We start from the raw sequence: 12,493 nt of genomic DNA, 5'->3' as shown, positions 1-12,493 counted from the left end.
GGATAAAATACCTGCAGCGTGTGATATTTAAAGTGAAAGGAGACAAATTATGAAAAGTATTAAACTTAGAAAATATACAATATTAGCAAGTATTATCTTAACATCGTCAATGGTTCTTGCAGGATGTGGTAAAAGTGCTAGTAATACAAATGATATTAAGAATGTTAAAACGGTTGCTGTTAGTACAGCTTCTATTGAAAATTACACAGAGTATGGAAGTACATTAAAAGCAAATAGTGAGGTAATAGTTGCTCCAAAAATATCTGGTAGAATTGCAACTATGAATGTTGAAGTAGGACAACAAGTTAAAAAAGGTGATGTATTATTTACATTAGATTCAGCTGAATTACAGGCACAATATAAGCAGGCACAGGGTGCCTTAAGTTCAGCACAAGCTAATTTAACACTCATAAGTGATTCGGAGTTTAAGCAGCAATTAATTCAGGCTAAGACAAATCAAAGCTTAGCACAAAATACATATAATGATGCTAAAAGTGCATTTGATAAGGTAAAAATACTATATGAGGCAGAAGCTTCTACAAAGCAGGATTTAGATAATGCACAATCTAAACTTAATTCAGCTGAGACGCAGCTTAACTCTGCTAATGATAACTTAAATCTTTTAAATAATAAAATTGGAAGTCAGACGGCAGCTGTAGCTGAGTCTCAGGTGGAACAGGCACAGGGTGCAGTAGATTTGGTACAGGCTCAATTAGACAATGCTGTAGTTAAATCACCTATTGATGGAGTTGTTTCTGAAAGAGATGCTGATGCAGGAGAAATAGTATCAAGTTCAAAAAGTGTAATTACTATAGCAGATAACAGCAGTTTTATTGGTGAAATAAATATAAGGGATAAGGATTTATCTGGTATAGCAGTAGGAGAGAAAGTGGAAGTAAAAGTTAATTCTTTTGAAGGTAAGAATTTTGAAGGAGTTATAGATAATATAAGTCCAACAGCTGATTCTAAAACTCAATTATATAATGTAAAAATGAAGCTTGCGAAGGATGACTCTTCTTTAAAATCAGGAATGGTAGTGAAAATATTGCTTACAAAAGATAAAAAAGATAATATAGCTGCACTTCCGAGTAATGCAATAGTTGTGAACAATGGAGTTCAATATGTATATGAAGTAGTTGAGGATAAAGTGAAAAAAATATCAGTAAGTGTTGGAATTTCTGATGGAAAGTATACCGAAATAACTAGCGGGGTAGAACTGGGGGATAAAGTTATTATAGAAGGACAGAGTTTTTTAAATGATGGCGACCAAGTCAATATAAGTAATTCCTAAAATTTAGAGTAATAATACAATAAAAAAGTTAATATAGGACGTCAGAATATCTAATAATAATATTAAATAACTAACAGGATAGAATTAAGTGGTAATGTTATAATAGAAGAACAACGTTATACATAAAGAACCATTGATTTGATATTCTGCTTTATAATATTTTATTAGAAATTAAAAACAGACTTTAGAGTATGAACTATGGAATTAATTATAGAATATGTAGGAACTTAATTTAGCCTATAAAGGTGGTGTTGAGATGAATTATAATATTTACTTAGTAGAAGATGAAGAAAATTTAAATCAGATATTAAAATCTTATCTTGAAAAAGATGGCTTTAATGTAACTTCTTTTTTTAATGGTGAAACAGCAAGAGCAGCTATTGAAGTTAATCCACATTTATGGATATTGGACATTATGCTGCCAGATATAGATGGATATCAGCTTATAAAAGAAATTAAAGAAAACAATAAGCAAACACCTGTTATTTTTATTTCTGCACGTGATGCTGATTTAGATAGAGTGATTGGCCTGGAGCTTGGAAGTGATGATTACATTGCCAAACCATTTCTACCTAGAGAGTTGGTTATACGTACAAAAAAACTTATTGAAAGGGTATATGGCCAAGAAGTAGAAAGAGATGTTCAGACAGTATCTCAGATTTGTGGTTACACTATAGATGAAAATAAACGTATAGTAAAGAGTGGAGAAGAAACGATTGCTTTAACTTCAAAAGAATTTGATATTCTCATGTTATTTGTTAAAAATCAGCTTATTGCTTTTTCAAGAGAACAAATATTACATAATATTTGGGGAGATGAGTATTTCGGAAGTGACAGAGTTGTAGATGATCTTATAAGAAGGCTTAGAAAAAGAATGCCAAACCTTAAAATAGAAACAGTTTATGGTTATGGATACAGGATGGTTAAGGAATGAGCAGAGTTTCGAAATTTCTAAGTAATAAATCAATTGCTTTTCAAATATGGATTGTTTTCTCAGCTATGATGCTTCTAATAATAGGTATGTTAGTAACTATGAGTTTATTAAATTTCAAAAATTTTCTTTATGATAAAGCTTTTGAAGTTATTGAAAGTGCTCAAAAAAATGCAATTATAAATATTAAGGAGAATAATGGTTATATTCAGCTTCCGAATATAGATTCTGATACTGACAATGACAAAAGGCCTTTACATCATATTATTTATCCAAGTAACTCCAATGAAAATATAGATCATATTCTTTCTGATAAGCAATCTTCAGAGAATCTATGGAATAAAGTATTAATTCAATATAAAAATCAAAAAACAGATAGCCAAAGATATACATATGCCGGTAATGATGATGAGCTATTTTATGTAATAACAAAATATAGTTCTAATGAAAAGAGTGGTTTTATCTTTTCATATACAAGAGATGTTCAGGCTGAAAAACTATATAAGCAGATAGCTAGAAAGATCATTTTAATGACTATCATTGCAAGCTTTTTTAGTTTAATAATAGTTAGAAAACTTGCAGGTTACTTATCAAAACCTATAAAGTCATTAAAAGAAAACGTGGAGAAGATAGGTCAAAAGGAATGGAATACTCCAATAAGTGTAGATAGAAAAGATGAGATAGGTGAATTATCTGAGGCCATTGAATCCATGAGGCAGCAGCTTGTAAAAAATGATGAAGCTCAGCAATGGATGCTTCAAAATATATCCCATGAATTAAAAACTCCTGTGATGGTTATAAGAAGTTATGCTCAATCTGTTGGAGATGGAATATTTCCTAAAGGCGACCTGAGTAGTACAATGCTTACAATTGATAGTGAAGCAGAAAGACTGGAGAAGAGAATAAAAGATCTGCTTTATTTAACTAAGCTTGACTATTTATTGCAGCACAAAAGAATAGAAGAACTTATTAATATGAAAGAATTAATTGAGGAAACCGTCGATAGATTTAGGTTCAGAAGAGAAGAGCTTAATTGGAAGCTAGAACTAGAAAATATAATAATATTAGGAGACTATGAACAGTGGAAAGTCGTAGTTGAAAATATTTTAGAGAATTCAATTAGATATAGTAGAAGTAAAGTTAGAATTAGTGTAAAGACAAGTAGTGATTCAATATTACTTGAAATATATAATGATGGAGAATTTATTGAAGAATCATCGTTAAATGAGTTATTTAAGCCATTCAAAAAAGGTAAAAAAGGTAAATTTGGATTGGGGCTAGCAATAGCTAAGAGAATTATAGAATCTTATGACGGGCATATATGGGCGGCCAATGAAAATGTTGGAGTATCTTTTAAGATAGAATTGAAAAAATAGTATCAAGTTCAGTCATTCTTCCTTCACAAAAACCATGGGGTTTTATGAGCTAAGCGAATTTGATAAAGAGTGCTGAAAAACCAAGTGTATCTAAAGATATGATGGAAAAAATATTTGATGTAATGCTTCCAGCTCATCCAGGAAGATTACCTTATTGCTTTCAATAAACTTTCATAGTTGAGAATAAAAAATCATACTATGAAAGTTCTACATAATTTCTTCACAATATTGTTATAAAATAAAAGAAAAGTGGAGGTGTTATATATGTTTTGTAGCGGATTTGGTTTTGGAGGACCTTATGGCGGAGGAGGTTTTTTTATGATGATACCAATGATATTAATCTTATTGATTAATGTCTATTTTATTCATAAAGCATTTAATAATAACAAAAATAATTCTACTGATACATCTTCATCAAAAGCAATGAATATTTTAAATGAGAGATTTGCAAAAGGTGAGATAAGCGAAGAAGAATATATATCAAAGAAGCAAAAAATAGAAGAATAAGAATTATTAGAGCCCCGCTCTTGATTAGATTTTAGTCTAGAGTGGAGCTTTTTTTGTAATTTTCAAATGTATATATTATATTGTAAATTTTGTTATAATTAGAATACAATTTGCTATGCAAGGGGCGTGTAAAAATGAAAAAATCTTAAACAGTAAGATAATATCATTTTGGACTTTTATAACTATATTAATAATTTCTATTATTCATGTTGCATATACAGCAATAAGTATATACAACAACCCAACTACAAGCTTTCCTTGGACTACAGCATTTAATTTTCCAGGGGTTATATATATTGTACCCCTTATATTATCGTTATGTGTTCATTTATATTTAATGAGACAATTTTTCCGAATCAAATAAGTATTATACCATTAGAATTAAATATACCAAGGTTACAGGGCATAATTCAAAGGACGCTATCATCTAATAGGTTTGATGAAAACTATATTAAATCAGCAAAGTTGTTTGTAAAAATGCACAAAACTATTAATAAGCATTTATTGTGTAGAGCAGAAATTGTTGATATCAATAATAAAATTTAAGTATCAAAAGAAGTGCTTGAGAAAGCGTATGAAGAGTCTTTTAGCATAAGAGACAAATTAAATTATTATTAACATGTTATGTTATACACATAAAATAGTATAAGAAGAATGGAGGTGAATTTTAGTGAGGGTTTGATACTTGTTATACACTCTCTCACTAAAGATAATTAATGAAAATTGAAAATGGAATTTATATGCTAGAATTATCTGCTAATTTAATGGGGAAGGCCAGTATAATCAATCCAACTATGATTTATGATAATGATTCAGTCGTTTTAATTGATGCTGGATTTCCAGAACAAATAAATCAAATTCGTGAAGCTTTTGAAAAAGAAGGAATATCATTTAATAAATTAAAGTCGATAATTTTAACTCATCAAGATATTGATCATATTGGAAGTGCTCTAGCTATCTTAAAAGAGATGGTAAGCAAAGTTGAAATCTTTGCTCATGAGGAAGAAGAAAAATATATAAACGGAGAAAAACCGCCTGTTAAACTTGCAAGTCTCGAAGGCAATTTGGATTATCTTCCTGAGAATATGAAACTAATATATGAAAAACTAAAGAGTGGTTTTCAAAATAGCATAGTAAATGTAGATAAAACATTAGTTGATGATCAGGAATTACCATTTTGCGGAGGTATTACAGTTCTGCACACACCTGGTCACACACCAGGACATATCTGCTTATACCTTAAGAAGTACAAGATATTAATTGCAGGAGATATTCTTAGTGTCAAAGAGGGGTTACTTGTGAATGCTGATCCAAGTATTAATTTTGATAATGAATTAAACATGAAATCTTTAAAAAAATTAATGGAATATGATATTGAAAAGGTGATTTGTTACCATGGTGGTATATATAAAGGCGATGTAAACAAACGTATAGCAGAGCTTTGTATTTCATAAATGATAAGAAAGGAAGTGAACTTTAGTGGGAAATTTATTGATAGATAAAGTAATATTTCTCACTATGAAAGCAGATGAAAATATATATTAGTGCAGACATAGAAGGAATAACAGGAGTTACAGATTGGGATGAAACAAAACAAAATCATCCTGACTGGCAGGCCTTTGCAAAACAAATGACTGAAGAAGTATTAGCAGCAGTAAACGGTGCAGTAAAAGCTGGAGCTAAAGAAATAATAGTAAAAGATGCTCATGATAGTGGAAGAAATATAGATATTAAAGCTCTTCCTGAAGAAGTAAAACTTATTAGGGGATGGACAGGAGATCCTTTATCTATGGTAGCTGGAATAGATGAAAGCTTTGATGCACTCATCTTTATTGGATATCATAATGCTGGAGGAACAATAACAAATCCATTAGTTCATACGATGAATGTATCTAGCGTATTAACTATTAAAATCAATGATGAATATGCAAGTGAATTTTTACTTAATGCATATGCAGGTGCTTTATACAAGGTTCCGGTTGTATTTGTTAGCGGAGACAGTGGACTTACTAAAGAAGTTAATAAATTCAATTCCAATATAGTGACTCTTGGAGTTAAAGATGGTATTGGCGGCGCAACTATAAATATGAATCCTAAAAAGGCAGTTATAGAAACAGAAAAACTAGTTAAAGAAGCATTAAATAAAGACTTAGATTCAATGAAAGTTAAGTCACCAGAAGAATTTAAAGTACAAATTGAATATAAAGACCATAAGGTTGCCTATAAAAATTCCTTTTATCCAGGGGCAGAATTTATTGCACCGAGAACAGTTGAATTTAAAACAAAAGAATATTATGAAGTTCTAAGAATGATACATTTCCTAACATAAGCATAAGAATATTAATAGAAGCAAAATAAATGGGAGATTTATAAGATGATAAGACCAACCCCTTTAAAAATAGGAGATAAAATAGGTTTAATTGCCCCTTCAAGTCCAGCAAAAAGAGATAGAATTGAACCTGCAATAAAAGCTATGGAAGATTTAGGCTTAGAAGTAGTACTTGGTGCAAGCTGCATGGAATCTCATGGCTTTTTATCTGGAAGTGATGAAATAAGAGCTAATGATATTAATGATATGTTTAGGGACAAAGATATAAAAGGTATATTTGCTTTAAGGGGAGGTTATGGAGCAAATAGGCTGCTTCATATGCTTGATTATGAAATGATTAAGAAAAATCCAAAGGTATTTGCAGGATATAGCGATATTACAGCTCTTCATAATGTCCTTAATCAAAAATGCGATCTTATAGCATTTCATACACCAATGGCAGCATCTGAATTTTACGATGGCGTAGATGATTATACAATGAATTATTTTAAGAAAAATATATTTTCAAATAAACCTTTAGGAGTGCTTAAAAATCCTCGAGGACAGGAAATAAAAACATTAGTTAAAGGCATAGCAGAAGGGGAATTAGTTGGAGGGAACCTCTCTGTTTTAGTTTCATCAATGGGCACGCCTTATGAAATAAATACAAAGGGGAAAATTCTATTTTTAGAAGATATAGATGAACAGCCTTATAAAATAGATAGAATGCTATTGCAGTTAAAACAATGCGGGAAATTTAAAGATGCAAATGGGATAATTTTAGGTGCATTTACAGATTGTGAACCTAAAGATGATCGTAGTTTAAGTTTAATGGAAGTATTCAATGAAATTATAGTGCCAGAAAACAAACCAACTTTGTATAATTTAGTTTGCGGGCATTGTCTTCCAACCTTAAGCCTTCCACTTGGCGCAAAAGTTATGATTGATGGTGAGAAAAGTGAAATTACTATATTATAATATTGGGTTATGTTCGTAGAAATGGAAGTTTTTGAAAGTTGTAAAACTGTTTCAAAAGCATGGAATAACTTTATGGAGAATCCAGGGCCAGAAATTGATGGATATATATCTGAGCATGAAAATTTTTTGGAGAAATAAATTTGATAGGGAGCTTTGCGAAGGATTAAGGGTTAATTTTGAGCAAGGCTCCTTTGAATTTTATAATGGTCAATTTTCAATGCTCAATGGTCAATGTTGAGAGTGTGGCAAAACATTTTTTAGTTATGGTGTTTTGTTTTTCTTAGCTTTGATAAATTTCTTAATTGGTTTTAAATTGAGATGGAATCAGCATATTCTTATATGGTGAAGAATATTTATGGGTTTATTCTGAAGAATATCACCATAGGAGAATATATATTGTGAACAATATGGTCAATATACTGGATTTTAAGTACGTAAAATTTAAAAATAGCAGCAGTAAAAATAGAAGTGGGTTTTCTGTTTTTACTGCTAATTTTTTTAGAGGAAAATTTCTATTGAGAGATAAATTTTTTAGATACGTCTAAAATTTTATTGTAGTAAATTTCAAGTATATTATGGATGATTGAGATATGTGATTTTAGGATTTTGGTTAATAATAAATGGAATGAAATAAGAAATACTTATTTTATTAGGAAAAATAAAGAATAATATGTAAAATTGAGGTATAATTAGGAAGCGAATACTAGTTGTAATTATTTAGTAAACTAAGTTTTTTGAAATAACTAAGACGTGAAACTTTGAGATAGTTATTATGTCTATAATGGGAAGTTGGTAAAGATAAAGTAAGTTAAGTTTATTAAATATATTAGTACTGTACGGGGGGATACTGATGGAGGATTATTTAAAATATACATATAAGTTAGAAACACATTTAAAGGTTATTTGTGACTCAAATGAAGAATATGCAAATTTATATGCAACATGGAAATTGAACCAAAAGATATATAGTAGCGTGCTGAAAACTGTAGTAATGAATTATCCACACTATAGTTTGCATGATGATAGTCATTCAGAAAGCATAATAACAAATATTGAGATGTTATTAGGAGAAGAGAGAATAAAGAGGTTATCACCTACTGAAACTTGGATGATTCTACAATGTGCTTATTTACATGATTTTGGGATGGCACTATTGAGTGAAAAAGCTGAATTAGAGTGGGAAACAGATGAATTTAAAGAATATTTAGAAGAGAAAAGGCATTCATTTAATAATGATATAGCTGAAGCAATTGAATATATTGACAAGTTGAATATTAATTTACAAGATGATAAATTTGAAAAAAATTGGCCATTGAAGATTCGTAAATATGTTACTTATATAATAGCTGACTATTTTAGATCAAAACATTCAAGTTTAACTAAAGAATATTTAGATCAATTAGAAAGATGGGAGATAGATATAAGTCATAATAATCTTATTCATGAAAGGTTAATAAGATTAATAGGAGAGATATCATTTCTACATACGCAAGACTTTGATAAGGTAATGAAACTAAATTATGAGTCTAATGGATATAAATCAGATTACATACATCCAAGGTTTATAGCGGAGATGATAAGATTAGGAGATTTATTAGATTTAGATAATGGTAGATTTAGTAGTTATGTAGAAAAAGTGATTGGAGGACTACCTAAATTATCAAAAAATCATAAAGAAAAGCATCAATCAACACGCCATGTGTTGATAACACCTGAGAGTATAGAAGTAAGTGCAGACTGCCCTAATGAAGAAGTATATAGAGAAACTAGAAGTTGGTTTTTATGGCTTGAAGAAGAGATTAAGAATTTAACAATGAATTGGATAGATATTATTCCAAGTAATTTAACAGGATATGCACCTAAATTAACAAAAAAAGAGCTTCTTTTGAAGGGTGAACCAGATTTAAATAATATTACAGATTTGAGATTCGAGATATCTCAAGAAAAAGCATTTGACATAATAGAAGGATCAAATATATATGAAGATAAATATATATTTGTTAGAGAATTTATACAAAATTCATTAGATGCATCAAAGATACAGCTATGGAGAGATTTGAATGATGGCATGTATACTTCATGGATTAAGACTAAGAAAGAATTAAAAAATTTGATGCCTTTCGATATTTCGAAAGAAATTTATGATAATTATACAATTGAAGTCACTATTCAAGACATAGATAGCGATTATGTAGGGGTTAGTATTAGAGACAGAGGAATAGGAATATCAATAGATGCATTAAAAGCCATGTGTGATGTTGGGTCGAGTTATAGTGGAAAGTTAGAACTAAAAAAAGAGATAAAGAAAATGCCAGCTTGGTTAAGACCCACAGCAGGGTTTGGTATTGGATTGCAATCAGGATTTTTGGTAGTTGATGTATTTAAAGCACGTTCAAGAACAGGTGGCAATAGTGCAATTGAGATAACTTTTGAATCAAGAAAAAGATCTGATGGCTACATTCAAGTTAGAAAATCAGAGAAGGATATAAAAAGGGGTACAGAATTTTATTTCAAATTAAAGAAGGATACAAATTATTCTCTTAATTATGGAGGATATGCTGAGAAGCACTTTGAGAATTTATTTGATCCGATATCAAGTGATAATTTGCTTATATATAAAATTCTTGATTCAGCAAAAAGGAATTGCAAAGGAAGCATTATACCTATATATATTAATGTTGATAATAAAGATAAAGAAACGTTTAATTCAGATATATTAACTTTATTTGATGACGGTATGATTGAGCAAGGTAATTATGCATATAACATTGCCAATACTCTTGATGAGATGAAATTATGGGTTAAAGACAAAGATATTTACTTAAATATTTGTATGCCAGAATACGATTCGGATAGGAATATTTTAGAAAGATCACCCAATACAATAGACTTTTCTTTTAAAGGTATTAAATTAGATAGGCAAAGAGAAAGCTATGCACTCTGGGAATATATTTATGTTGATATATATGGAATGGACACCAAGGAATCACTAAAACTGAGTAGAGATGAGCTTACGCTAAAAGCTAGAAAAGATGTAGGAAAAATCATTGATGAAGGTGTACAATTTTATATAGCAAAATTAAAAGAAAAAATAGATATATTAAAAGAAAAGGCAAAGGAAATGCCGTTTGATAAGATTGCATTTATTGTATTAGGGAGTATGATAATTAATAATTTTAAGGTATCAGATTATAATTTTTTATTAGATAAAGGAATAATGATATCAGTAATGAAAAAAAATGATAATAAGTTTATTTGGGAAGAAGTTGATTTTGCAGATATTATAGATGAATATCCTAATTTAACTTATGCAAATATTAATTCTTTTAAAATAGAAAGAGTAAATAATCTAAAGGAGGAATATGACTACAAAATTGTGGAAGGTTATTTAAATAAAAATATATCAGATATTGAGGAAGATATAGTAATAGTAGATAAAAATCTTATTAAAATATTGGAAAATGACTTTAGAATAAACAAAATACAATGTATTGAATCAGAACTGAATAGAGATTTATTACTTTATAGTACGGGGATTGAAGATAGAGATATTATTAATGTTAACGAAAAAACAGAAGAGTATTTAATTGACTTATTAGTATCAAATTCTCGAAATTCTTTTAATTATTCAAAAGGAAGGTGGAGGAGTCAAAGAACTTGTATTCCATCATTTTCAAAATATAATTTGCTAGCAATTAAAACTATTCCAGCGGGAGTAGCGTTTTATAAATCTAATAAAATGAAACAACTGATATCTCCGATAACTAGAAAAGATAAAGAAAAAATTGAAAGTGTTAATAATAAAGAATTATTTATAGAAAGCATTACAGTAAGACAAGATTATAAAAATTTATTATTCTATACAATGAATAATAGAATTTCTGAAAAAATTGTTACAATAGAAGTGATAGATAAGTTATATAAAGAAATAATAGGAAAATATTTTGAACTTATGAAAAAGAAAATTAAATAATCTATAAATATTAATATAAGCTTGAAACAAACGTTGATAGTGCTAAATTATTAATTTAAACTACAATAAACATTAAAATTAAAATGATATGTGATATTTTTTCTATTTAAGTTAAAAAATATATATGTGTAACCAACTAGATAGTATCATTTTGTCCATCGCAAAGAAAACTTTATATTGTTCATATAATCATTAGGTTAATAATGTGTATAATATGAGATTTGACGTAGTAAGTTCTTTTTAAATTAAATAATGAGATATTTACAATTTATGCTATAATTGATTCGTTATAGCGGATTGTTAAGAATTAACTATTGAAATAAGAAATGTTTAATAATTCTTTTTGAAAATATATTTGGAGGCGGTAAAGGTTTTGGAGAAAATAATAAATTGGTTAAAGAATCACATTAGTATAATGATAATAATTATACTAAGTATTCCTTTTTTCTGCATTCCAGCAATTGGGTTGATTTTAAATATAGGAATAGCATTGTCTAGCTTTCTGCCTAATAAATTAATTATATTAAGGATAAATACGAATGAAATAGTTACTCAGTCAGAATTTATTTATTATTATAGTTGTTTTTTAAGTATTGAAGTAACAGGTATTCTAAGTTACTTGCTATATAAAATAACTTTAGGTAAATATTCTGATGAAGCAAAAGAAAAAGTTTTTTCAGAAAAGAAGGAAGTAGGACTTATGCTAAATGAAATTTTAATTGAATTAAGAAACAACAGAGATGCTTATAAAAAAGAGAGAGACGGGACAAATTGGAGTTTTTATAAACTGTTTGAATTGGAGAACTATAATCAATTTTCATATGGACAGATATGCACAGAGTTTGAGGTTGAAAAATGGGAAAAGAATTTAACAAGTTTTATATTTATCAAAAAATATTTTAAAGACCATTTATTACTAGAACGTATTACAGAAGTATATAGTATTTTTGATTTCTTAAGTAAACATACAGATAAAGATCAATGTGAATCTATTAATTTAGAAGGTTTTATGGAGAAAACAGACAAAGTAATTGAAGAATTGTTGGACATTGTAGTCTCTTTAGGAAGATAAAATAATAGAACAATCATTATAATGTTAATTTTTAAAACTATTTATATTGTTTATAAA

At 28.7% G+C, this 12,493-nt stretch carries 10 protein-coding genes; all 10 read left to right on the top strand.

Annotation, left to right across the window (positions count from 1 at the left end; translation table 11 throughout):
• Positions 1-49 precede the first annotated feature (49 nt).
• Positions 50-1,291 carry an efflux RND transporter periplasmic adaptor subunit gene (locus CLCHR_RS17285; RefSeq protein WP_079441106.1) on the top strand — a complete coding sequence of 414 codons (1,242 nt, stop codon included), beginning with the start codon at positions 50-52 and terminating at the stop codon, positions 1,289-1,291.
• 256 nt (positions 1,292-1,547) lie between these two features.
• Entirely contained in the window at positions 1,548-2,225 is a 678-nt protein-coding gene (locus CLCHR_RS17280; RefSeq protein ID WP_079441105.1) for a response regulator transcription factor, read from the top strand.
• Positions 2,222-3,598 carry a sensor histidine kinase gene (locus CLCHR_RS17275; protein WP_079441104.1) on the top strand — a complete coding sequence of 459 codons (1,377 nt, stop codon included), beginning with the start codon at positions 2,222-2,224 and terminating at the stop codon, positions 3,596-3,598. Before CLCHR_RS17280 ends, CLCHR_RS17275 begins: the two co-directional genes overlap by 4 nt.
• A 264-nt stretch (positions 3,599-3,862) precedes the next feature.
• Positions 3,863-4,105, top strand: a complete 243-nt coding sequence (locus CLCHR_RS17270; protein ID WP_079441103.1) for an SHOCT domain-containing protein — start codon at positions 3,863-3,865, stop codon at positions 4,103-4,105.
• Between the two features lie 716 nt (positions 4,106-4,821).
• Entirely contained in the window at positions 4,822-5,559 is a 738-nt protein-coding gene (locus CLCHR_RS17260; protein ID WP_079441101.1) for an MBL fold metallo-hydrolase, read from the top strand.
• A 74-nt stretch (positions 5,560-5,633) separates the two neighbouring features.
• Positions 5,634-6,434 (top strand): M55 family metallopeptidase, encoded by an 801-nt coding sequence (locus CLCHR_RS17255; RefSeq protein ID WP_079441100.1) that lies wholly within the window; start codon positions 5,634-5,636, stop codon positions 6,432-6,434.
• A gap of 45 nt (positions 6,435-6,479) precedes the next feature.
• Positions 6,480-7,391 (top strand): S66 peptidase family protein, encoded by a 912-nt coding sequence (locus CLCHR_RS17250; RefSeq protein WP_079441099.1) that lies wholly within the window; start codon positions 6,480-6,482, stop codon positions 7,389-7,391.
• A 9-nt stretch (positions 7,392-7,400) separates the two neighbouring features.
• Positions 7,401-7,529, top strand: coding sequence for a hypothetical protein (locus CLCHR_RS25500; protein WP_278337014.1), 129 nt, complete (start codon positions 7,401-7,403; stop codon positions 7,527-7,529).
• Positions 7,530-8,241: 712 nt separating this feature from the next.
• Positions 8,242-11,364 carry an HD domain-containing protein gene (locus tag CLCHR_RS17245; RefSeq protein ID WP_079441098.1) on the top strand — a complete coding sequence of 1,041 codons (3,123 nt, stop codon included), beginning with the start codon at positions 8,242-8,244 and terminating at the stop codon, positions 11,362-11,364.
• 373 nt (positions 11,365-11,737) lie between these two features.
• Positions 11,738-12,436 (top strand): hypothetical protein, encoded by a 699-nt coding sequence (locus tag CLCHR_RS17240; RefSeq protein WP_079441097.1) that lies wholly within the window; start codon positions 11,738-11,740, stop codon positions 12,434-12,436.
• The last annotated feature ends 57 nt before the right edge of the window (positions 12,437-12,493 follow it).

It is taken from the genome of Clostridium chromiireducens, assembly GCF_002029255.1.
In the GTDB taxonomy this organism is placed as follows: domain Bacteria; phylum Bacillota; class Clostridia; order Clostridiales; family Clostridiaceae; genus Clostridium; species Clostridium chromiireducens.
The sequence above is the reverse complement of the archived record's forward strand: the minus strand, read 5'-3'. Positions and strand labels throughout refer to the sequence as shown.

Excerpts from the sequence above, each read along its gene's own strand:
- CLCHR_RS17275 (WP_079441104.1), top strand. The coding sequence starts at position 2,222 with ATGAGCAGAGTTTCGAAATTTCTAAGTAATAAATCAATTGCTTTTCAA.
- CLCHR_RS17270 (WP_079441103.1), top strand. The coding sequence starts at position 3,863 with ATGTTTTGTAGCGGATTTGGTTTTGGAGGACCTTATGGCGGAGGAGGT.
- CLCHR_RS25500 (WP_278337014.1), top strand. The coding sequence starts at position 7,401 with ATGTTCGTAGAAATGGAAGTTTTTGAAAGTTGTAAAACTGTTTCAAAA.
- CLCHR_RS17280 (WP_079441105.1), top strand. The coding sequence starts at position 1,548 with ATGAATTATAATATTTACTTAGTAGAAGATGAAGAAAATTTAAATCAG.
- CLCHR_RS17250 (WP_079441099.1), top strand. The coding sequence starts at position 6,480 with ATGATAAGACCAACCCCTTTAAAAATAGGAGATAAAATAGGTTTAATT.
- CLCHR_RS17255 (WP_079441100.1), top strand. The coding sequence starts at position 5,634 with ATGAAAATATATATTAGTGCAGACATAGAAGGAATAACAGGAGTTACA.
- CLCHR_RS17245 (WP_079441098.1), top strand. The coding sequence starts at position 8,242 with ATGGAGGATTATTTAAAATATACATATAAGTTAGAAACACATTTAAAG.
- CLCHR_RS17285 (WP_079441106.1), top strand. The coding sequence starts at position 50 with ATGAAAAGTATTAAACTTAGAAAATATACAATATTAGCAAGTATTATC.
- CLCHR_RS17260 (WP_079441101.1), top strand. The coding sequence starts at position 4,822 with ATGAAAATTGAAAATGGAATTTATATGCTAGAATTATCTGCTAATTTA.